This is a genomic window from Anaerostipes sp. (assembly GCF_018381315.1).
GTDB lineage: Bacteria > Bacillota > Clostridia > Lachnospirales > Lachnospiraceae > Anaerostipes.
Genome location: NZ_JAGZSD010000019.1, coordinates 41,780 through 65,422 on the forward strand (window position 1 = coordinate 41,780; position 23,643 = coordinate 65,422).

Here is a 23,643-nt window from a genome sequence, read left to right on the forward strand (position 1 = left end):
GGAGTCTTTTTGCTGCATAGGAACGTGCGCCCTATGAAACAAAAAACGCTCTGCGAGGATCTCACTGCGGCGATCAGGAAAATCTTTCTTGCTTCCTGTTGCCATTCCGCAGGAACTGTGCTAAAATTTATTAATATATATATGAGCAGAGTTTGGTGATATATTTCAACAGATATTAAAACATGAGGTGCGGCAAATATGGAGTTAGAATCCGGGATATATAAGCTTGTTTTTGAATACTATGAGGCCAGAATTGTTTATGGATATTATGAATATGGGGATAAGCTTCCGTCCATTCCAAAGATTTGTGCAGTGTTCCATATGGCTCCTGCCACAGTGCGGGCCGGTTTAGCGGCTTTGGAAAAGCAGGGATATATACGCATTGATGCCAGAAAGGCATCAATGGTAACCTATAAGGCAGACAGAGTGAAAAGAAGAAGACTGGCAGCTGAATATTTTGTACCAAGAAAAAAAGAGATTCAGGATCTGATTGATTCAAACGGGATTTTTATAAAACCCATATGGGACCTGGCTGTAAACAGCTTAAAAAAAGAGGATTGGATCAATATCAAGCAAGAACTTGGGCAGTCGTCGGAAGTCTGGGGAATGATGACGATTCGATTCTTTCTTTTAGTTCTCTCTAAGCTAAACAACAGTCTGATGATTAATCTGTACTGGGAATTGATTCGTTTCCTCCGCTTTCCCTACACAGGAATCAGCGGAAAGAGGGAACCTGAGTGTAAAGAATTTGTCCATGAGACAATGCAGGAACTGATGGATCGGTATGAGACAGGATTTAAGGACGGTGTCAGCAGGCTGTTTGAATTCATTGAGGAGGCCCGGAAGGAATATTCTATAGAGGAGACAGAGCAGATTCCATTTGAATGGAATATTTACCGCCAGAGGCCGCAGCTGTGTTATACACTGGTTTGCCATGTGATCCGTGATATTGGAAAAGGAATATATCCTGTGGAGAGTTTTCTGCCGTCCCTGCCGCAGATGGCAAAGCATTACGATGTATCCGTAAGTACTGTCCGCAGGTCCTTAAGTATTTTAAACAGTGCAGGGATCACGCAGTCCTTTCAGGGAAAAGGAACACAGATCAAGATGAATGTCCGGCAGATTAATTTTGAACAGCCGGAGATCGCAGATGGGCTGAGACTCTATCGTGAAAGCCTGCAGCTGATGCATATAACCATACGGCCGGTTTTGACTTATACATACGGGAATGCTTCAGAAACAGAGAGAAACATATACAAACAAAGATTTCTGCGTCTGCTGGAAGAAAAAAACAGTTATCTTTGCTTTGAGATCAGCCTGACTTTTATAGTGGAGCATTGTCCGCGCTCCATCATACAGGAATGTTATGCAAAGCTGCGTGAACTGACGGCATGGGGTTATCCGTTTACTTTGTACCGGCTGAATGGAAAAAGTATGCATACGGAATACGCCAGGACCATACAGGAGGCCGCAGATTTTCTGAACGCCGGTGACTTGTCTGCATTTGCGGGATGCCTGGAAGATTTGATTGAACGGGAAGAACAGAATATCCGCACTGTTTTTTCTAAGTATTAGATTTGGTGAAAAGCAACATAAAGATGTACGAAGCGGGGGCTTTCTTCTGCGCGTTTTGTCAATAGAAAGGGAATAATATGCTGTCTCAGAAAAAGGTATTGGTAGTAGAGGACAATCAAATGAACCGGCAGCTGCTGTGCGAGATATTGGCTTCTGATTATGATGTCCTGGAAGCGGAAAACGGAAAAGAGGCTTTGGAGGTATTGAAGCAGTATGGAGAAGGAATTTCCCTTATACTGCTTGATATTGTCATGCCTGTAATGGACGGGTATACATTCCTGTCCGTCATGAAGGCTGACAAAGCTTACTCATCGATCCCTGTCATTGTTACAACACAAAATGATGCGGAGTCCGATGAATTGTCGGCTCTGTCCCATGGGGCAGCAGATTTTGTCGCCAAGCCTTACAGGCCGCAGATCATTCTGCACAGGGCAGCAGGCATCATTAACCTGAGGGAGACAGCCGCTGTCGTAAACCAAGTCAAGTTTGACCGGCTGACAGGCCTGTACAGCAAGGAGTTCTTTTATCAGCTTATAAGAGATGCACTCATGCGAAATCCGGAAGGACAGTACGATATTATTTGCTCTGACATAGAGAATTTCAAGCTGGTAAATGATGTGTTCGGCGCTCCGGCAGGAGATCATCTGCTCTGCGGAGTTGCACGGATGTATAAAGAGGGGATCGACGGAAACGGGGTCTGCGGAAGGCTGAATGCAGATCAGTTTGTGTGTATGATTGAACACCGCCGGGATTATAGTGATGAAATGTTCCAGAAAGTAAATGAGAAGGTCAATGAGCTGATGGAAGCAGGAAGCATCGCCATGAAGTGGGGGATTTATACAGTGGAAGACCGGGAGCTTTCAGTGGAACAGATGTGTGACCGGGCGCTTTTGGCTGCACGCAGTATCAAGGGGCAGTATGGCAAATATTTTGCCTTCTATGATGATAAGCTTAGGAGCAGGCTTCTCCATGACCAGGCTATTACAGACAGCATGGAAGAGGCGCTGGAAGAGAATCAGTTCCAGGTTTATCTGCAGCCGAAGTACAGGATCATGGACGGCAGCCTGGCAGGGGCGGAGGCCCTGGTGCGGTGGGACCATCCTGAGTGGGGACTGCAGTCTCCGGCGAATTTTATTCCGCTGTTTGAAAATAATGGTTTCATCACAAAGATGGACCAATATGTCTGGGAAAAAACATGTGAGAAGCTCAGAGAATGGAAGGATAAAGGGTATCCGGCGATTCCGGTATCAGTCAATGTGTCCAGAGCGGATATTTATAATGCTGATCTTCCTGATATCCTGCAGAGAATCCTGCAGAAATATAAACTTGATCCTTCCTGGCTGCATCTGGAGATTACAGAAAGTGCCTATACAGAGACGCCGTCCCAGATCATTGAAGTTGTTTCCCGCCTGAGAGAGCTGGGGTTTGTCATTGAGATGGATGACTTCGGAAGCGGATATTCTTCGCTGAACATGCTGAATAATATGCCTATTGATATTTTAAAACTGGATATGAAATTCATTCAGAGCGAAACTGCAAAGCCAGTAAGCCAGGGTATCCTTAAATTTATCATTAATCTGGCACGGTGGATGCATCTCAGCGTGGTGGCAGAAGGCGTGGAAACAAAGGATCAGCTGGAACGCCTCAGGGAAATAGGATGTGATTATGTGCAGGGGTATTATTTTGCAAAACCTATGCCATGTACAGAGTTTGAGAAACTGCTGTCAAAAGGTGCGGCAAACTCTCTGGTCACTGAAAAAAGTGAGACAGTGTGCCGGACAGGGGGGAAGAGTATACTTTTGATTGCAGAAGAAGATCGGGTATTCAGGGAAAAGATAAAAAAGGACCTGGAAGAAGAGTATCAAGTGCTTGATGCGGACGGCGGAGACGGAATCATGGATGCAGTAAAGGAACATGAAAATGAGATAGCAGCAGTCGTATTAAGCCTGACATACCCTGAATTGGACGGCTGTCTTATGTTAAAACAGATGAAAGAAGACAGAACATGCAGAAATATACCAGTCATTGCTGCTGCAGAACCAGATGCCCGGACGGAGGAGAAGGCACTGGAAGCGGGGGCGGATGATTTTATCGGCAGGCCGTTTTTTGCAAAGAGTCTGCTGAACAGAATACGGCGGGCATCAGATATTAATGCATATCATATGCATGAGAGGGTTCTGCAGGATGAAGAATTCCAGGATTATCAGACAGGACTGCTGAACCGGAAAGGGCTGAAAGCGGCTGTAAAGTCACTCAGGGAAGAAGACATGCCTTTGGCGGTTTACTTATTCCGCCTGAATACATCGGAACAAAAGAACAATATAAGAGATGAGCAGATTTATGAACTTGGCACAATTTTGCGTACATATACAAGAAGAAGCGATATACTTGGCAGGTTCAGCGGGAATGAATTTCTGGCTGTTATGAAACAGGCAGGATCAGGCGATTTTATTGTGAAAAAAGGGGAAGAAATCTGCACAGCAGTTAAGGATGCCTGCGGCGGAGGAAAAGACATCATCTGTTCAGCAGGGGCAGTTCTGTTAGAAGAAGGCGATACAATAGCTGCAGCCATTGAACGGGCAGGGCAGGTGCTGAACTGTACAGAAACAGAAGGTATGGAGGGCTGCCGTTTATGGAGGGGAGAAATCTATGGGCAAACTAATGAATGCAAGTGAGACTGTCCGGGAGCTCTGTACCTGCTGGTTTGAATTGCGCGATGCAGAAAAAACAGCGGAGTATCTGTCGGATGATATTAAATTTATCGGTACAGGAGAGAAGGAATATGCCTGCGGCAGAGAGGAAATGGTCCAGTATCTGCATCAGGATATCAGAGAGATTCCTGAGCCGTTTCAAACGGAATGTGAGGTTGTCTATGAACAGGTTTTGGATGACCGCATCCGGATGATATTTGAAGAGATCACACTCAGAAACTCTGTATATGCCTGGCGTGTACGGGGAATCTTCAATATGGAAAAGCACGGGACGCGGTGGCTGGTGCGCAGTCTCCATTTTTCTGAAGCAGCGGCGAGCCAGGGGGAAGAGGAGCATTATCCCAAGACATTGGTAGTTGAAAATATTTCAGGACAGCGCCAAAAGATACTGAATGATTCACTTGCCGGAGGAATGATCGGAGGATATCTGGAAAAAGGATTTCCATTTTATTTCATCAACCGGAGAATGCTGCAGTATTTGGGATATGAGAATGAAGAAGAGTTTGTCGGAGATATCCATGGACTGCTGCCCAACAGCATTCATCATGAGGACCGCGCAGAAGCTGTAGCCAGCGCAAAGCGGCAAATGGATGAAAACGGCGAATACACACTGGAATACAGGATGCGGAAAAAAGACGGATCTTATATATGGGTTCATGATGTAGCACACCGGGTGGAGACTGAGGACGGACGTGATGCAATAATTTCAGTGTGCATTGATGTGACGGCCCAAATGAAGGCTCAGAACGAAATATCACATATGTATAATAATATTCCCGGAGCTGTTTTCCGCTGCCGGTTTGATGAGGGCTTCTCTGTTATAGCGGCAAATGACGGGCTGTATGAGTTCTTAGGGTATACCCGGGAAGAATTTGCGGCCATGGGGAATCAAATGGCTGCAGTGATTTATCCGGATGATTTGATTATAATGGCGGACAGTCTGAAGGAACAGCTTAAGAAAGGGAATACACTGCACAATGAAAGCAGGCTGATACGGAAAGACGGTAAGATCAAATGGATCTCCATTAAGGCACAGCTGCTCACTGAGGAGGATGGAGAACAGTATTTTTACTGTGTTTTTGTGGATATTACAGAAGAAAAACTTCTGCAGGAGCGTGTCAAAGAGCTCTATGAAAATGAACTGGCCTATTTTGCTGAATTGTCTTCTGACGGAAGAAGCATTCAGGGACGGATGAATGTGACCCAGGACGTGGTGGAAAATTATGTGGCTGCCCCGGAAGTGGCCCTGACTGGTGCAGGAAAGAGTTACACGTACACAGTCCAAAAGCTGATTGAGTCGGCAGCTGATCCTGAATACGGGAAAAAAATCGGTAAGGTATTAGAGCGGGAAAATATAATAAAGGATTTTGCAGCAGGTAAAGTGGATTATAAATTCCATTATCTCAGAAAGAGGAAAGACGGGAGTGCTTTTTGGAGCAATACGAATTTCCGGTCCTATTTAAACCCCGAGACCGGGGATATCATTGTGTTTTTTTACACCTATGATGAGACAGAACAGAAGATGCAGAAAAAACTGCTCAACAAAATCACAGACCTGGACTTTGATATGATTGTGGATATTGATATTGTCCATGATACTCACCGGCTGTTTACGCTTAATCAAAAGGTCAGGAACACAGTTCCTATACAGGGGGAATTCCAGAAGGAAATCCATAAGATGGCCGAACAGTTTATGGAGGAAGAAGCCAGAAAGACCTACCTTGAAAATTTAAATTATGAGTATATGATCCGTAAGCTGTCAGAGCAGGATTCTTATTCTTTTTTGGTGGAAATGAAAGACCTGGAGGGAAATCTGCAGGTGAAGCGGTGTGAAGTGTTTTATATTGACAGGGATCTGGGGCGTGTTTGTCTGGCCAGGACAGATGTGACGGATATTGTCCGGCAGGAACAAAGGCAGAAACATGAACTGGCTGCCGCTCTTGCAGGGGCAGAGCAGGCAAATGCAGCGAAATCAGACTTTCTGTCCCGGATGAGCCATGAAATCCGTACCCCTATGAATGCTATCATTGGTATGTGTGCCATAGCAGCCCAGTCTATAGGAGACGATGCCAAGGTGGAAGACTGTATTTCCAAAATCGGCATTTCTTCAAGATATCTGCTGGCATTGATCAATGACATTCTGGATATGAGCCGGATTGAGAGCGGAAAAATGCTTCTGAAAAATGAAAAGATCCCTATGGAAGAGTTTCTCAATGGAGTTAATTCCATCTGCTATGCCCAGGCAGAAGCAAAGGGGGTCGACTATGAGTGCATTGTTGACCCAATGATTGCTGATTTCTATATCGGTGATGCGATGAAGCTTCAGCAGGTATTGATTAATATCATTGGAAATGCAGTAAAGTTTACGGAGGAGGGAGGAAAGATTACCTTTTCTACCGTCAGATATAAAAAGACGAAAAATGATGTGATACTGCGTTTTATTATAAATGATACGGGAATCGGCATGAGTGATGATTTCCTTCCGCATATCTTTGAAACCTTTTCCCAGGAGAGCGGGGGAATCACTTCAGTTTACGGCGGAACCGGCCTTGGGCTGCCCATCTCCAAGAGTATTGTGGATATGATGGACGGAAGAATCACAGTCCGCTCTATCAAGGGTGTGGGATCTGAATTTACAGTGGACGTGAAGCTGGGTATTACAGAGGAAGAAAAGCACAGGCACAATCAAAAACAGCAAAATTATAATTTCTCACATCTCAGCACGCTGGTTGTTGATGATGACGTGGCGGTATGCGAAAGTGCCATTGTCACACTGAAGGAAATGGGAATTAAAGCAGAGTGGGTAGACAGCGGGCGCAAGGCTGTGGAACGGGTACAGTTTTTATGGGAAAATGAAAAATATTTTGATATGATCCTGATCGACTGGAAGATGCCGGAGATGGATGGCATTGAGACTGCCCGGCGTATACGGAGCATTGTGGGACCGGAAGTGACGATCATTATTATGACCGCCTATGACTGGACTTCCATTGAGCATGAGGCGAAACTGGCAGGAGTGAACCTGCTGATGAGCAAGCCGATGTTTAAGGCCTCCCTGGTTTCTGCCTTTACAAAAGTATTCTGCCAGAGGGAAGAAGAGAAGGAACAGAAGAAAGAACCGGACTTTGATTTTACCGGGAAAAGGGTTCTTTTAGTGGAAGATAATGCCCTGAATACTGAGATTGCAAAGATGCTTCTGGAGGGCAAAGGATTTGATGTGGAGACGGCAGAAAATGGTTTGAGAGCCATGGAGCTGTTCAGTAAATCAGAAGCAGGATACTATGATGCTATTCTAATGGATATCCGTATGCCAATCATGGACGGACTTACGGCCGCTGCCAACATAAGGAATCTGAGCAACAAAGATGCGGAGGACATCCCGATTATAGCTATGACTGCAAATGCATTTGACGATGACGTTGAAAAAAGCAAGGCGGCCGGGATGAACGCTCATCTGGCTAAGCCGATTGAACCGGAACGGCTGTATCGGACGCTGTATGATTTTATATTTTGTGCATCCGAGTGAAAACAGAGAAAAGAAGGCTGCATACATCAGAAATTGACTTGATGTATGCAGCCTTCTTTCATGAACCGGAACTACTTTAGTTTCTTTTTCAAGATCAGGATACAGGCTGCAGAAGCCAGCAGCACAGACGGCCACAATCTAAGATCTGCAGTGTCACCTGCCTTCACCGGTTTAGAATGACTGCCTGCCCCGGTGTTTTGGTGTCCGCTGTCCGCCGTCCTGGTTTTTTCCTTCTTTGACCATTTTGCATAGAGGGTAAAGGAATCCTGCACTTTCGTTTTAAAATCATATACTTCTTTCCCGTCTTTATCTAAGCACCAGTCTATAAATGCAGATCCTTTTTTAACAGGATCTTTTGGTTTCGTGATGACAGTTCCGTATTTGACTGTTTGAGGGGATATCTTTGTTCCTCCCTGGCTGTCAAATGTGATTTCAACATTTTCCGAGGTGAGAACTGCATAAGTGGAGAAACTCTGTGCATAGAGTTCAATACTTCCATTTTTACGGTTTACGTTTTCTGCCGTAAGGATCTCTGCCTTCCCGTTATGGACATGGGCGATTCTCACAGCTTTTTCCCTGATCCATGAAGGATCCACATGGAGCTCAAACAGCAGAGGGGTTTCCAGCGTGGAAAGATTTATGTTTTCTACCCGCCGGACCGTGCCGTCCGGTGATTCGACACGGACAGAAACCGCCACCGAAAGATCAAAATATGCAGCAGCCTGTTCGTCTGCCCGCATGACAGAAGCAAATTTATTCTGCTCATCTTTGGCAGCCTGCTCTTTTCTTTCTGCCTGCAGGGAAAGGACGGTAATGACGGAATCATCTTTTTCTGCTGAATCCAACAGATCTTTAATTCTTCTTGCGTCTTCTGCACTCATTCCAGCAGGCACTTTTCCTGCGGCTATTTCATTCATAATCGTTTTGGCCTGCCGGGCTGATTCAGTGACCGATGTATCTGAGACAGTGACACCCGTACCGTCCGGAGATAATTCAGGCACTTCTATCTGGATGTTTGGATCAGAGGCAAGAGGTGTTAAATTCCAGCGGGCTGTATAAACCGTCGTTCCAGCAGGGAATTTCTCCGGCAGCAGTGCTGCTTTCCTGCCTTTTTGGTCAAACCATCCTGCAAAGCCGTAACCTTTAGGGGCCGTAACCTTTGGCATGGTTCTGTCACGGATGACTTCATCTGTTTTTCCCACCTTGTCAGGGATTGTAATGTCATCTGTCTCTGTTTTAAAGACGATTCTGGATTCTTTTGGGGAGTAAACAGCGGTGTATGTTTTCTTCCCTTCAGAATGTACAGCAATGGTCACTTCCTTTTGAGGGATACTGATACCGTTCCCGGTCCATCCAACAAAATCGTATCCTTCCTTTTGTGGGTTCACCAAAGTAAAGGCACTGTCAAAATAAGTGTATCCGCTGGGATTTTTTCTGCCTTCAGGCAGTTTTCCGCCGGCGTAATCATAGGTCAGTGAATAAGTGCGGGGGACAACGCTATAGAGGTTTTCCTTGTCCTTTTCTTTTTGGCACTCAAAATGAACTGCACAGTAGGCGTCTGAGAGAATACTTGAAAAACGGCCGCCGGAGACTGCCATCGCATCATTGCCGGAAAGAGTGTCAAAGATGACCGCTTCTTTCTGAGCTCCGGAGATGACCCTTAAGTCTTTGTTTTCTCCCTGATAAATTTGTATTTGGTTTATTAATGTTTCCTGGTTATTGGTGCTGTATTCCCGGATCGCTGTATGATGGAGGCTTTTTAGAATACCGCCTGTAATGGAAACATCCAAACTTTTTGCGGCACCGTATTCTCCGCCTCTGGATACAACAGACAGAGCAGCCCCGTCCAAAATGGAACCGTCGCTGGGATCACCAGGAGATATAGAATCAGCAGCAGCTGTGATCATTCCGCCGGTGACAGACAGACTGCCTGCTCCGCAAAACTGGATCCCGTTTACACCTTCTATAATTCCTCCGCTGACGGTCAGATCACCGTCCTGCGGATGATAAATTGCTGTTCCGTCATTGCCCATTGCCCTGACTGTCCCGCCGTTGACTGTGGTATCGGTTGCGTCATTGGTACCGTTTCCGGCAATGCCAAAAGAACCGCCCTCTATGAGTCCTCCGTTGATGACAAGTTCAGGTCTCCTGTTATCTTTCATGTTACTGATGATATTGATTCCGGCTGTGCCGCCTTTGATCAAAGTATTCTTTCCGGAGACTGTGACCTGCGGCACAGATCCATTAGTCAAAGTGGCATTCTTTTCGATTCTCATGCCTGTACTGGAAATATCAGTTACTGGGCGGGCTTCCAGCTTTACATTGTCAAGGATTACATTCCCGCAGCTTCGGACATAAAGCGGCATGCATATACCCATCGCATCATAGTCACGGTCACAGCTGCTGTAGACAGTTCCATCCTTGATGGTTACTGTGATACCGGCTGTATTGTATTTATTAATAAGGATCGTATAATTTTTCAAACCGTCGATACTGTGTCCGTTCAAATTCAGCGTGATGGATTTATCTATTGTATAATATCCCACTTTGGCCGGAATATCTTTTAATAAGATAATCTCCTCTCCGGCCAATACCTTTCTCAGTGCGGTCGCGAAATCAGTATAAAACACTTCTTCTTCGCCGCGGATGATTTTTGCTATATTGTTGTCCTCTTCTGCGTATGGAGACGGAGTTCCGGCAGTGCGGGAAATGGCTGCAGTGGTCTTTTCAGCAGTTTTGCCTGCTGGCTTGGTTTCTTTTACAGATTCGGAAGTCTTTTGAAGAACCACGGAGGTTTCAGCTTCGCTGGATTGTTCCTCTGTCCTGGGTTCCTCAGTCTCTTTAACAGTACTTTCCAGCAGTTCTGTTGAAGCAGCCGGTTCAGCTGCATCATCCGGAGCTTCAGCATTTTTTGCATATAACACAAATCCGTTCATGGACAATGCTGCAGAAAAAAACAGAACCAGCAGACGATTTCTAAAGTGCTTGTTTTTTTTCATTTCCTATCACCCCTTTTTCCTAACCCCTTTTTTAAGAAAAAACGAAAAATAATTTGTTATTTTTAGTTTATACTTCCAGTTTAAATACTGTCAAGTAGTATGTCAAACTTCCCTGTCTTACTTGACTGGGCAGGTATTGGAAGATAGAATAAAATTACGAAGAAAATTGTCATACAGGGAGGGATATGTGCTGATGAAAAAGATTTTAGATGAATCACTGATCTACGAAATTCTCTCTGTAGTGGAGGAAATCCCGGAAGGAAATGTCGCTACATACGGGCAGATTGCAAGGCTGATCGGCAGAGACAAAAATTCCAGATTAGTCGGCACAGTGCTCCGCAGGGCCGCTTTCTACGGGGAATACCCCTGTCACCGGGTTGTCAATCACGCCGGGCGGCTTGTTCCCGGATGGACAGAACAAAGATATTTATTGGAACAAGAGGGAGTTTCTATGAAAAATGACACTCATGTTGATTTGAAACGATTTCAATGGGACTGCTAAAGGGGCAGAAGGAGAAAGATTATGATTTACACGGCACATTATGATTCTCCGGCAGGACGGATTCTGCTGGCTGCAAAGGATGGTGCATTAGCAGGGCTGTGGATCGAGCACCAAAAATATTTCCTTGGGTCTGTGAAGGAAGAACAAAAGGAGCAGGAGAACCATCCTGTTTTGGTGCAGGCAAAGACATGGCTGGACCGTTATTTTGCAGGGGAAAAGCCTGAGATAACAGAGCTGAAGCTTTCTCCTGCGGGAAGTGAATTCCGTCAGGCAGTATGGGAGATCCTCTGCCAGATTCCATATGGGCAAGTGACAACCTACGGAGAAATATCCCGAAAAATAGCCTTGAAATCAGGCAGGAAGCAGATGTCAGCGCAGGCCGTAGGCGGCGCAGTGAGCCATAATCCCATCTCTATTATCATTCCCTGCCACAGAGTAGTGGGTTCCAACGGAAGCCTGACCGGTTACGCAGGAGGAATCGATAAAAAGATTCAGCTGCTCACTCACGAAGGAGCAGACATGGAAGGGCTGTTCATACCCAAAAAAAGCACAGCAAAATAAGGACAAAAGGGGCTGCCCCACTAACTGATTGAATCAAATCCTAAAAGTCAGACCAAAATCTAACAATTAGGAGGTCACATCAATTACTTAGTATGGCAGTGCCTTTTTTCTTTTATTAGAGATATGGTTGCATTCCCTGAAAGATTCTGCTAGAATGGAAGGAACATACGTTCTTGGCACTTTGGATGAAAAGAAGTACGGAGCCAAATAAATTACCAATAATGTGAACATACTAAATAGTCTTTTATTATGTTATACTAGGTCAATATATATGAAGTAAGGGCGGATGACAAATGTTTTTAGGATTTTGTTGAACATATCATTGCAAAGGAGGCTTTGAGCTATGGATCATTTTGAATTAGTATCTGAATTTGAGCCCACCGGAGACCAGCCGGAGGCAATCGCACAGCTGGTCTCCGGATTTAGAAAAGGAAACCAGTTTGAGACTCTTCTGGGAGTTACGGGTTCAGGCAAGACCTTTACCATGGCAAATGTTATTAAGGAGTTGAATAAACCAACCCTGATTATCGCACATAACAAAACGCTGGCTGCACAGCTGTACAGCGAGTTTAAAGCGTTTTTCCCCCATAATGCAGTAGAATATTTTGTTTCTTATTATGATTACTATCAGCCGGAGGCTTACGTTCCTTCCACAGATACTTTTATTGAGAAGGATTCTTCAGTCAATGATGAGATAGATAAGATGAGACACAGTGCCACAGCAGCTCTTATTGAGCGGAAGGATGTTATCGTGGTCTCCAGCGTGTCATGTATTTACGGTATCGGTGACAAAGAAAGCTACACGGAAATGATGATCTACCTGAGGCCTGGTATGGAAAAGGACAGGGACCAGGTGATCGATGAACTGATTAATATCCAATATGTCCGCAACGAGCTGGATTTTAAACGGGGCACCTTCCGCGTAAAAGGAGATGTTCTTGAGATTCTCCCTATATCCACCTTTGAAGAAGCGGTGAGAGTTGAGTTTTTCGGAGACGAAATTGAGCGCATTGTTGAGTTTGACGTGCTGACCGGGGAAGTAAAGAGGAGTATCAATTTCCTGGCAATTTTTCCGGCTTCCCATTATGTTGTGCCTCAGGAGCAGATTGAGCGTGCTATCACGGATATTAAAAAGGAAATGGCAGAGCGGGTAAAGTATTTTCAGGAAAATGACCAGCTCATTGAAGCACAGAGGATTGCAGAGCGGACAAACTTTGATATTGAGATGATGAGAGAAACCGGATTCTGTTCCGGCATAGAGAACTATTCCAGGCATCTCACCGGCGGGAAGCCGGGGGAACCGCCTAATACACTGATTGATTTCTTCGGGGATGACTTTCTGATCATCGTGGATGAGTCTCACATTACGGTGCCGCAGATCGGCGGCATGTATTCCGGAGACCAGTCCAGGAAGTCTACGCTGGTAGACTTTGGATTCCGCCTACCGTCAGCAAAAGATAACCGTCCGCTGGAGTTCAGTGAGTTCGAGAGTAAGATTGACCAGATGCTGTTTGTGTCTGCTACGCCGAACAAGTACGAGGCAGAGCATGAGCTTCTCAGGGCAGAGCAGATTATCCGCCCGACCGGTCTGTTAGATCCTCCGATTGATGTGCGCCCGGTGAAGGGGCAGATCGATGATCTTTTGTCTGAAGTCCATAAGGAAACGGAGCAGGGACATAAAGTTCTTGTAACCACGCTTACAAAGAGGATGGCAGAAGAGCTGACTGATTACATGAGGGAAGTGGGAATCCGTGTAAAGTACCTGCATTCCGATATTGATACTCTTGAGCGGACGGAGATCGTCAGAGATCTCAGGATGGATGTATTTGACGTATTGGTGGGGATCAACCTGCTGAGAGAAGGTTTGGACATTCCGGAGATTACACTGGTTGCCATTCTGGATGCAGACAAAGAAGGCTTTTTAAGATCTGAGACATCTCTGGTCCAGACAGTAGGACGTGCAGCCAGAAACAGTGAAGGACATGTTATCATGTATGCGGATAAAATGACCGATTCCATGAAAGCTGCCATCAGTGAGACTGAGAGGCGGCGGGCGATTCAGGACCAGTATAATAAAGAACATGGGATTACCCCGCAGACAATTAAGAAGGATGTCCGTGACCTGATTAAGATTTCTGAGGACGAGGACGAAGTACAGGCAGATGAAAAAGACGTTGAGTCTATGAACAGGAAAGAACTGAAAGAAAACATAGAACGGCTCACAAAGAAGATGAATAAAGCGGCAGCAGAACTGAACTTCGAGGAGGCAGCAGCGCTTCGTGACGAGCTGAAGGAATACAAAATTGCTTACAGAGATTATGATAAGTAAGGAGATACTATGAAGAAGGATGTTATCCGAATCAAAGGGGCCAAAGAGCACAATCTAAAGAATGTAGATTTAGAGATACCAAGGAACGAATTTGTTGTCCTTACAGGACTGAGCGGTTCCGGCAAGTCCTCTTTGGCATTTGATACGATTTATGCAGAAGGCCAGAGACGATATATGGAGTCTTTGTCTTCTTATGCAAGGCAGTTTCTCGGACAGATGGAAAAACCGGATGTTGACAGCATTGAAGGATTGTCTCCGGCGATCTCTATCGACCAGAAGTCAACAAACCGCAATCCCAGATCTACAGTAGGAACTGTGACAGAGATTTATGATTATTTCCGGCTGCTGTATGCCAGGATTGGGATTCCCCACTGTCCTAAGTGCGGAAAACCTATCAGCAAGCAGACTGTGGATCAGATGGCTGACCGGATCATGGAACTGGAAGAGGGAACAAAGTTCCAGCTTCTTGCGCCGATCGTCAGAGGAAGGAAAGGCAGACATGAAAAGATCTTCTCCAATGCCAAGAGAAGCGGCTATGTAAGGGTCAGAGTCGATGGAAATATCTATGATCTGGAAGAAGAGATTACACTTGATAAAAACAAAAAACACAATATCGAGATTGTAGTGGACCGTCTGGTTGTCAGGGAAGGAATCGAGAAGAGACTTACAGATTCTATTGAGACGGCGTTAGACCTGGCAGACGGTCTGATGACTGTGGATATCATCGGCGGAGAGCCGATGAACTTCAGCCAGAGTTTTTCATGTCCGGACTGCGATATCAGCATTGACGAGATTGAACCAAGGAGTTTTTCCTTTAACAATCCATTTGGAGCGTGCCCGGTCTGTCACGGTTTGGGTTATAAAATGGAGTTTGATGTGGATCTGATGATTCCGGACCAGAAACTGAGCATTGCAGAAGGTGCCATCCAAGTGATGGGATGGCAGTCCTGTACAGACAAAAAAAGTTATACAAGAGCGATCCTGGATGCCCTTGCCAGAGAGTACAAGTTTGATCTGAATACACCGTTTAAGGATTATCCAAAGAGGATCAGAGATATTATTCTTTATGGGACCAACGGAAAAGAGGTAAAGGTTCATTATACCGGGCAAAGAGGACAGGGCATCTATGATGTATCCTTTGAGGGTCTGATCCGAAATGTGGGCCGGAGATACAGAGAGTCTTCTGAGTCTATGAAGGCAGAGTATGAGAACTACATGACAGTGACGCCGTGTGAAGAATGTCATGGACAGAGACTGAAAGCAGAGTCACTGGCTGTCACTGTGGCAGGGAAAAATATTGCCGAGATGTGTGAGATGTCTGTGGGAGAGATTCTGATTTTTCTGGATGAGATGGAACTGACAGAACGCCAGCAGTTTATCGGAAGCCAGATACTGAAGGAAATCAAGGCCAGGGTAGGGTTCCTTAATAATGTAGGACTGGAATACCTGACTCTTTCCAGAGCGACCGGCACGCTTTCCGGAGGTGAGGCTCAGAGAATCCGCCTGGCAACACAGATCGGTTCAGGTTTGGTGGGTGTCGCATATATTTTGGATGAGCCAAGCATCGGTCTCCATCAGAGAGACAATGACAAACTGATCAATACCCTGAAGAACTTAAAGGATTTAGGAAACACCTTGTTGGTGGTGGAGCATGATGAAGATACAATGCTGGCAGCAGACCACATTGTAGATGTAGGTCCGGGAGCAGGGGAGTACGGCGGGGAGATCGTAGCCCAGGGAACAGCTCAGCAGATCATGAAGAATAAAAAGTCCATCACAGGTGCATATCTAAGCGGAAGGATCAAGATACCGGTTCCGGAGGAACGGAGAAAGCCGGCCGCATGGATGAAAGTGATTGGGGCAAGGGAAAATAACCTGAAGAATATTGATGTGGATATTCCTCTGGGAGTGTTCACCTGTGTGACTGGTGTATCCGGTTCAGGAAAGAGTTCTCTCATCAATCAGATTGTCTATAAAAGGCTGGCAAAGGAACTGAACCGGGCCAAGATAAAAGCAGGGAAACATACTGACATTGAGGGATTCGACCAGCTGGATAAGATTATTGATATTGACCAGTCGCCGATCGGACGTACTCCAAGATCCAATCCGGCAACCTATACCGGTGTTTTTGACCAGATCCGGGATTTGTTTGCCATGACAAAGGATGCAAGAAGCCGGGGATACAACAAAGGGAGATTCAGTTTCAACAAAAAAGGCGGAAGATGTGAAGCCTGTGCCGGTGACGGTATCATAAAGATCGAGATGCATTTCCTTCCTGATGTGTATGTTCCCTGTGAAGTCTGCCAGGGGAAACGATATAACCGGGAGACTTTAGAGGTCCTTTATAAAGGAAAGAGTATCTATGATGTATTGGATATGACTGTGGAGGAAGCCTGCGAGTTCTTCGCCAGCATTCCGAGCATCAGCCGGAAGATGGAAACATTGAGGGATGTGGGACTTTCTTATATCCGTCTTGGGCAGCCGTCTACACAGCTGTCCGGGGGTGAAGCACAGAGAATTAAGCTGGCAACCGAGCTTAGTAAAAGAAGTACCGGAAAGACGATCTATATATTGGATGAGCCTACCACAGGACTCCATTTTGCCGATGTCCATAAGCTGGTTGATATTTTAGGCAAGCTTACAGAAGGCGGAAATACGGTGATTGTTATTGAGCATAATCTGGAAGTTATCAAAACTGCTGACTATATCATTGATATCGGGCCGGAAGGCGGAAACCGGGGAGGAACTGTTGTAGCTCAGGGAACTCCCGAACAGATATGTGAGTCTGAACAGTCTTACACAGGAAAATATTTAAAAAAATATCTGGAAAATTAAAAAACTGCCGGACATGCATTGCATGCCGGCAGTTTTTGTACGGCGTATCAGTTTTTTTTAGTCTTCCATTTGTTTGCCAAGGAAAGAAGCGCCAATTTTTGCAATGGCTAAATCCTGATCGTTAATTTTTGGTTCATTGGAAAGAATACAGACAAGGCCAATGGCATCTCCTTCAGCGATGATGGTGGATACTGCCTGGCTTGTAAATTCATCCGGGAAATCCGAAATGATCGGTACAAATTTCTGATCTCCTTTATTTGCACTGAATTGACCGCGGTCAATAATGATCTGTTCAGCTTGTTCATGCAGAAGTTTTCCGGACAATTTTTTGCCGTTTGGTCCTGCGGCGGCGATGACAGAATCCTGATCGCAGATGCAGATCGTATGAGGAAGGGTAGCAGCTATGGACTCTGCGTATTGTTTTGCCACCTGCCCCATCTCCCCGATCGGAGAATATTTTTTAAGAATAATGCTTCCGTCATGTTCTGTAAATATCTCCAAAGGATCGCTTTCTCTGATATGCATTGTCTTGCGGATCTCTTTCGGAATCACGATCCTTCCCAAGTCATCGATACGTCGTACTATTCCTGTTGCTCTCATGTGTTTACGTCTCCTCTCACAAACATATATTTTCCCATGTGGATATTGTTTGCATCGAGAGAAAAAATATACCAAAACTCTTTTTACTATGATATAATTAAAAACTAGAGCAAGTCCAAAACAGAGAATTTTATTATCCTGAAGATTAAGGAGCAGAGGAATGATATTAAAAATTAAGTTATCGGTGAAAGATTTATTTCGGTTTTCTATGATTCATTCATACCAGGGGCAGTCAGGGATTTTTACTGTCTTTTGTATTTTAGTAGGAGTTATGATGGTGTTCCGCGGAATTGCCCAGAGCAGTGCTTACTATGGCCTGATGGGTGTTCTGATCTTTGTGCTTTTTGTACTTGTAACACCTCTTACATTATATATGAAGGCAAAGAAGCAGGCAGCCACAAATCCTATGTATAAGACAGAGACTGTCTATGATATGCAGGAAGATGGAATCCATGTAACCATTGATGAACAGAACGGGCAGATTCCATGGGATCAGATTATCAAGATCCGATACAACCGTGGGATGTATATTCTATATACAGGCAAGCAGAGTGCTTTTATTTTTACAGATGAAGCGCTTGGCAGCAAAAAAGACGAGATCATGAATTATATCTATCAGCACGTTCCGGCCGGCACAAAGCTTCCGAAGGACGCAAAGAGGGCCTAGTGAGATGGAAAGTTTCAGCAGCGGAGATACATTTCAGGCAGGTTTTTCTCTTGGGCAGCAGGCCGGGCCCGGAGATGTTTACTGTCTGGAGGGAGACTTAGGAGTCGGAAAGACCGTGTTTACCCAGGGTTTTGCAAAGGGTCTTGCGATTGAGGAGCCGGTGCAGAGTCCTACATTTACGATTGTACAGGAATATGAAGACGGACGTCTTCCCTTCTACCATTTTGATGTGTATCGTATTGGTGACGCAGAAGAGATGGATGAGATAGGATATGAACATTATATTTACGGGCAGGGAGTTTCTTTGATTGAGTGGGCGAATCTCATCCAGGAAATCCTGCCTGAGCATTATACAAAAATTACGATTTCCAAAAACCTGGAAAAGGGATTTGACTACAGAGAGATCAAGATTGAGGAGATATAGATGAAGATTTTAGCATTGGATAGTTCAGGTCTTGTGGCATCAGCCGCCTACCTTGTGGACGGAGTAATGATCGCTGAATATACAGTCAATGACAAATTGACTCATTCACAGACGCTGCTCCCTATGCTGGATGTAATAAAGCGCCAGGTGGGACTTGACCTGAATGGCCTGGATGCTGTTGCAGCTGCAATGGGGCCGGGATCCTTCACTGGATTAAGAATCGGGGCAGCTACTGTAAAGGGCCTTGGTCTGGCACTTGATAAACCGATCATACCGGTTCCGTCTGTGGACGGACTGGCATATCAATTATACGGAGCACAAGGTATTATCTGTCCGATTATGGATGCCAGGAGAAATCAGGTCTATACAGGATTTTACCGTTTTGAACACGGACAGTTTATAGTTATAAAGGAGCAGTGTGCCCAGAGTATCAATGATACGCTGGATCAGCTGAAAGAATATGGGGAGACTGTAACTTTTCTTGGTGACGGAGTTCCGGTACACCAAAAAGCCATATCAGAACAGATGGGAAAAAATGTCCTGTTTGCCCCTGGATTTGCCGGCAGACAAAGAGCAGGCGCAGTAGGAGCCCTGGCTGAACTATATTATGAGCAGGGCAAAGCAGTTTCAGCAGATGATTTTGAACCTGAATATTTACGGAAATCCCAGGCAGAAAGAGAAAGAGAAGAACGACTGAGAAATGAAAAAGCCAATATTTGAGGTAAGAGAGAAAGATCTGGCGATGATTGCGGCATTGGAGGAACAGTGCTTTTCTGATCCGTGGTCTCTTCGTGTGATTGAAGACGCATTCAAACAGAAGGACTATTTTATTTATGTGTGGCGTGACATGAAACGTATCAGCGGTTATGTCATAGGCAGGACAGCTGCAGACGAAGGTGAACTGCTGAGAGTGGGTGTGCTTCCTTTTATCCGCAATTTTGGGATTGGGGCACGGCTGGTATGTGTCCTTCAGGAAGAACTTGCAAAAAGACGTGTGTCTGCTGTTTATCTGGAAGTCAGAGAATCAAATGCTCAGGCTATCCGCATGTATAAAAAGAGAGGATTTATCGTTCAGGGCCGAAGACCCAAATATTACCGTAATCCCATGGAAGATGCTGTTTTAATGCGCTGGGATGTACCGGTCCAATCATTACCACTAGTATCAGAAGAAGAACCTTCTTATAATGAGACCCATAAGGAGGAGAATGAGATGATGTGCAACTTATGTGGTCGGTCAATCAAAGAGAAGGAAGATTATTTTAAAGGAGAGAAAGAGTGGGGATATTTTTCAGATAAAGACCTGGAATGCCACGAATTTTTCCTTTGTGAACATTGTTATGACAAGCTGGTAAAAAGTTTTAAAATACCAGTCTCTGTCAAAGAAAAAAAAGAAGTTTTGACTTAGAAAAAAGGATAAAAAATGTTAGATGTATGTTTATTAGGTACCGGAGGCATGATGCCTCTTCCATATCGGAAACTGACGGCATGTATGACCAGATTCAACGGTCATGAAGTGCTGATTGACTGCGGGGAAGGAACTCAGGTAGCCATCAAAGAACGGGGGTGGAGCGTAAAGCCTCTGGATGCTATTTGTTTTACTCATTTTCATGCAGACCATGTCAGCGGCCTGCCGGGGCTTCTGCTGACTCTCGGAAATGCAGAGAGGACGGAGCCTCTTTTGATCATCGGACCTAAGGGTGTGGAACGGGTCGTGCAGTCCTTAAGGATTATTGCCCCGGATCTTCCGTTTGAGATTGAATTTCTTGAACTTTCAGGGAAGAACCAGGTAATTCCTATGGACGGATATCAAATTGAGGCATTCCGGGTCCAGCATAACATCGTATGCTATGGTTATAATATAACGATACCAAGAGCCGGAAAGTTTGATCCGGACAAGGCCAGGAGAAATGAAATTCCGATGAAATACTGGAGCCGTCTGCAGAAAGGGGAGACCCTTGAGGCTGACGGACGGGTGCTGACCAGCGATATGATTCTCGGAGAAGAAAGAAAGGGGATCAAGCTGACTTATTGTACGGACACCAGGCCTGTTCCTGCCATTGCAGAGAATGCCAAAGGTGCAGATCTGTTCATCTGTGAAGGCATGTACGGTGAAGAAGGAAAAGAGAAAAAGGCAAAAGAGTATAAACATATGACATTTTATGAAGCCGCAAGGCTTGCAAAACAGGCAGATGTGGGTCAGTTGTGGCTGACTCACTACAGCCCGTCTTTAGTGAGACCGGAAGAATTTATGGGGAAGGTCAGAGAGATCTTTCCAAGAGCTAAAGCGGGAAAGGACGGAAAGACCATTACTTTAGATTTCAGTGAGGAATAAGGAGCGGACAATGGATAAAGTTATTAAGATACTGGCAATTGAATCTTCCTGTGATGAAACGGCTGCGGCGGTGGTGGAAAACGGAAGACGTGTCAAGTCCAATATTATTTCATCACAGATTGAATTACATAAGCTGTACGGCGGTGTCGTACCGGAGATCGCATCCAGGAAACACATTGAAAAGATCAACTATGTCATCAGAGAAGCTCTGAAAGAAGCGGGAGAAACCCTGGATTCTATTGACGCGGTTGCAGTTACTTACGGGCCAGGGCTTGTAGGTGCTTTGCTGGTCGGAGTTGCAGAGGCAAAAGCTATTGCTTTTGCAAAAGATAAGCCATTGGTGGGAGTCCACCACATTGAGGGCCATATCTGTGCAAACTACATAGAGCATCCGGAGCTGGAGCCGCCTTTTTTATGTCTGGTTGTATCGGGTGGACATACACATCTTGTAGATGTGAAAGATTACGGCAAGTATGAGATTATCGGGCGCACCAGGGATGATGCAGCCGGAGAAGCGTTTGATAAAGTAGCCAGATCCATCGGACTTGGGTATCCGGGAGGCCCTAAAATTGAAGCCCTGGCCAAAGAGGGGGACAAGGAGGCTGTTAAGTTTCCGAGAGCAAAAGTTGATGACGCACCAAACGACTTCAGTTTCAGCGGGCTGAAGTCTTCAGTGCTGAACTATTTGAACAAATGTGAAATGAAAGGGGAAGAAGTAAACCGGGCAGATGTAGCGGCATCATTCCAGGAAGCTGTGGTAGATGTGCTGAGTAGCCATGGTGTGGAAGCGGCAAAGAACCTTGGATATCAAAAGCTTGCTATTGCCGGGGGAGTAGCATCCAATGGTGCTTTCAGGGAAAAGATTCAGGCCAGATGCCGGGAGGCGGGAATACAGTTTTATCATCCTTCACCGGTACTTTGTACAGACAATGCGGCTATGATCGGAGCCGCGGGCTACTATGAATATATTAACGGAGGAAGAAGCGGCTGGGATTTGAATGCGGTTCCCGGATTAAAGATCGGTCAGAGATAAACAATTAGGAGATGCCATGAAGGAAAAAATCGTAGCCGTTGTACTTGGCGCGGGAGAAGGGAAACGTATGGGGAGCGGAATCCCCAAGCAGTATATGATCATCAAATCCAGGCCTTTGATTTACTATGCCCTGAAAGCATTCGAGCACAGTCCGGTGGATGAAGTCATATTAGTTACCGGAGAGGATGAGATTGATTACTGTCAGAGATATATTGTGGATAAGTATCAGTTTGAGAAAGTCAGTAAGATCGTTGCCGGAGGGCGGGAACGGTACGAATCAGTTTACCTGGGGCTTAAAAGCATCGGAGAGGCAGACTATGTTCTGATTCATGATGGAGCCAGACCTATGCTGAATGCTGATATTATACGAAAGTGTATTATTAATGTGCGCAGGTATAAGGCCTGTGTGGTCGGTATGCCTTCAAAAGACACGATCAAAGTTGTAGACAGTGATACTTATGCGGTATCAACTCCTCCCAGAAAAAAGCTGTGGCAGGTTCAGACTCCTCAATGTTTTGATTATGACCTGATCTTTGATGCCTACCAAAAACTGATGGACAGCGGAGATACTACAGCAACGGACGATGGAATGGTGCTTGAAAATTATGGGGATCAGAACCTGAAAGTGAAGCTGATTGAAGGGAGTTATGACAATATTAAGGTGACAACACCCGAGGATGTGCGGATTGCCGGAAGTCTCGTGAAGGCAAGAAAGTTGTTCCGGTTTTTGCATAATGTCCATGATAAGATTATTTATTTGCAGATGAAAGTACTGCAGAAACGCTTTTTTACGAAAAAAAAGGGATAAAATATTGTATTGGTTCTCTAAAATGAAGTTACAGATCGTTTATACAGAAAGATATTATGTTATATCTAAGAAGCTAAAACTGGGAACTTGGAGGGCTTGTAAGCCCCCTGAAAGTGACATAAATCAAGAAGATAACAAAAAAATAAATTTTTTTTAAAAAACTTGTTGACAAGTGTAGGAGCGTTTGGTATTATATACAAGCGTCACCGAGAGAGGCGCTTAAAAAACAAAGAAAACAAGTACCTGGAGAGGTATCGAAGTGGTCATAACGAGGCGGTCTTGAAAACCGTTTGTCCGCAAGGGCGCGTGGGTTCGAATCCCACCCTCTCCGTTACTTTGAAGATCAGCAGCAGCTGACAGCAAAGTATTTAAGGACGCTTGGAGAAGTACCCAAGTGGCTGAAGGGGCTCGCCTGGAAAGTGAGTAGGCCGTTAATAGCGGCGCGAGGGTTCAAATCCCTCCTTCTCCGTTGGAACTTTAACAAGAGGTTCCGGATAAAAAAGTTTGTTGTATAATATGCATTACGGAAACCTACACACGGTATGCTTCACTTTTTACGCACACAATACTGCAAACGCGAACATTGACAACTAAACAATAAGACAACCTTGAAAATTCTAAGAGATTTTCAGCATCTTTTGAAAAAAGATGCAACGGACGTTCTTTATATAGAACAGTAAGTAAAAGGATAAGAAAGCTAGCGCTTTTTAGATCCAAGATTGAACATGAGAGTTTGATCCT

General features: G+C 45.1%; 16 protein-coding genes and 2 tRNA genes. 16 read left to right on the forward strand and 2 right to left on the reverse strand.

Annotated features, from left to right (window positions below):
* Window positions 1-198: 198 nt before the first annotated feature.
* From KH180_RS13340 to KH180_RS13350, 3 genes are all read left to right on the forward strand, one after another.
* A complete protein-coding gene (locus tag KH180_RS13340; RefSeq protein ID WP_290761135.1) occupies window positions 199-1,575 on the forward strand; it encodes a GntR family transcriptional regulator in 1,377 nt (458 codons plus the stop codon).
* Window positions 1,576-1,652: 77 nt separating this feature from the next.
* Entirely contained in the window at window positions 1,653-4,250 is a 2,598-nt protein-coding gene (locus tag KH180_RS13345; RefSeq protein ID WP_290761138.1) for an EAL domain-containing protein, read from the forward strand.
* Window positions 4,225-7,812, forward strand: coding sequence for a response regulator (locus KH180_RS13350; RefSeq protein ID WP_290761139.1), 3,588 nt, complete (start codon window positions 4,225-4,227; stop codon window positions 7,810-7,812). The genes KH180_RS13345 and KH180_RS13350 overlap by 26 nt, the downstream gene beginning before the upstream one ends.
* A gap of 71 nt (window positions 7,813-7,883) precedes the next feature.
* Here the strand turns inward: KH180_RS13350 and KH180_RS13355 are convergent, their stop codons facing one another.
* Window positions 7,884-10,811 (reverse strand): InlB B-repeat-containing protein, encoded by a 2,928-nt coding sequence (locus KH180_RS13355; RefSeq protein WP_290761140.1) that lies wholly within the window; start codon window positions 10,809-10,811, stop codon window positions 7,884-7,886.
* Between the two features lie 193 nt (window positions 10,812-11,004).
* Here KH180_RS13355 and KH180_RS13360 point away from each other — a divergent pair, with 193 nt between their 5' ends.
* The 4 genes from KH180_RS13360 to uvrA all read left to right on the forward strand — a co-directional run bounded on the left by KH180_RS13360 (window position 11,005) and on the right by uvrA (window position 17,038).
* Complete coding sequence (locus KH180_RS13360) at window positions 11,005-11,313, forward strand: MGMT family protein (protein WP_290761141.1); 309 nt, start codon at window positions 11,005-11,007, stop codon at window positions 11,311-11,313.
* A gap of 21 nt (window positions 11,314-11,334) precedes the next feature.
* A complete protein-coding gene (locus tag KH180_RS13365) occupies window positions 11,335-11,874 on the forward strand; it encodes a methylated-DNA--[protein]-cysteine S-methyltransferase (protein WP_290761142.1) in 540 nt (179 codons plus the stop codon).
* Window positions 11,875-12,217: 343 nt separating this feature from the next.
* Window positions 12,218-14,203 carry an excinuclease ABC subunit UvrB gene (gene uvrB / locus KH180_RS13370; RefSeq protein WP_290761144.1) on the forward strand — a complete coding sequence of 662 codons (1,986 nt, stop codon included), beginning with the start codon at window positions 12,218-12,220 and terminating at the stop codon, window positions 14,201-14,203.
* A 9-nt stretch (window positions 14,204-14,212) separates the two neighbouring features.
* On the forward strand, window positions 14,213-17,038 hold the full coding sequence (gene uvrA / locus KH180_RS13375) for an excinuclease ABC subunit UvrA (RefSeq protein WP_290761145.1): 2,826 nt from the start codon (window positions 14,213-14,215) through the stop codon (window positions 17,036-17,038).
* Between the two features lie 57 nt (window positions 17,039-17,095).
* Here uvrA and KH180_RS13380 read toward each other — a convergent pair whose 3' ends face one another.
* On the reverse strand, window positions 17,096-17,638 hold the full coding sequence (locus tag KH180_RS13380; protein ID WP_290761147.1) for a stage V sporulation T C-terminal domain-containing protein: 543 nt from the start codon (window positions 17,636-17,638) through the stop codon (window positions 17,096-17,098).
* 160 nt (window positions 17,639-17,798) lie between these two features.
* Here KH180_RS13380 and KH180_RS13385 point away from each other — a divergent pair, with 160 nt between their 5' ends.
* The 9 genes from KH180_RS13385 to KH180_RS13425 all read left to right on the forward strand — a co-directional run bounded on the left by KH180_RS13385 (window position 17,799) and on the right by KH180_RS13425 (window position 23,371).
* Window positions 17,799-18,305: a YcxB family protein gene (locus KH180_RS13385; protein ID WP_290761149.1), complete on the forward strand. Its 507-nt coding sequence runs from the start codon at window positions 17,799-17,801 to the stop codon at window positions 18,303-18,305.
* Between the two features lie 4 nt (window positions 18,306-18,309).
* Window positions 18,310-18,729: a tRNA (adenosine(37)-N6)-threonylcarbamoyltransferase complex ATPase subunit type 1 TsaE gene (gene tsaE / locus KH180_RS13390; RefSeq protein WP_290761151.1), complete on the forward strand. Its 420-nt coding sequence runs from the start codon at window positions 18,310-18,312 to the stop codon at window positions 18,727-18,729.
* On the forward strand, window positions 18,730-19,449 hold the full coding sequence (gene tsaB / locus KH180_RS13395) for a tRNA (adenosine(37)-N6)-threonylcarbamoyltransferase complex dimerization subunit type 1 TsaB (protein WP_290761153.1): 720 nt from the start codon (window positions 18,730-18,732) through the stop codon (window positions 19,447-19,449).
* Window positions 19,430-20,134: a ribosomal protein S18-alanine N-acetyltransferase gene (rimI, locus tag KH180_RS13400; RefSeq protein WP_290761155.1), complete on the forward strand. Its 705-nt coding sequence runs from the start codon at window positions 19,430-19,432 to the stop codon at window positions 20,132-20,134. Before tsaB ends, rimI begins: the two co-directional genes overlap by 20 nt.
* Window positions 20,135-20,149: 15 nt before the next feature.
* Window positions 20,150-21,061 carry a ribonuclease Z gene (locus tag KH180_RS13405; protein WP_290761157.1) on the forward strand — a complete coding sequence of 304 codons (912 nt, stop codon included), beginning with the start codon at window positions 20,150-20,152 and terminating at the stop codon, window positions 21,059-21,061.
* A gap of 10 nt (window positions 21,062-21,071) precedes the next feature.
* On the forward strand, window positions 21,072-22,094 hold the full coding sequence (gene tsaD, locus KH180_RS13410; RefSeq protein WP_290761158.1) for a tRNA (adenosine(37)-N6)-threonylcarbamoyltransferase complex transferase subunit TsaD: 1,023 nt from the start codon (window positions 21,072-21,074) through the stop codon (window positions 22,092-22,094).
* Window positions 22,095-22,110: 16 nt separating this feature from the next.
* Window positions 22,111-22,902, forward strand: coding sequence for a 2-C-methyl-D-erythritol 4-phosphate cytidylyltransferase (gene ispD, locus KH180_RS13415; protein ID WP_290761160.1), 792 nt, complete (start codon window positions 22,111-22,113; stop codon window positions 22,900-22,902).
* 245 nt (window positions 22,903-23,147) lie between these two features.
* Window positions 23,148-23,233 (forward strand) — tRNA-Ser (locus KH180_RS13420).
* A 49-nt stretch (window positions 23,234-23,282) separates the two neighbouring features.
* Window positions 23,283-23,371 (forward strand) — tRNA-Ser (locus KH180_RS13425).
* Window positions 23,372-23,643: the final 272 nt, after the last annotated feature.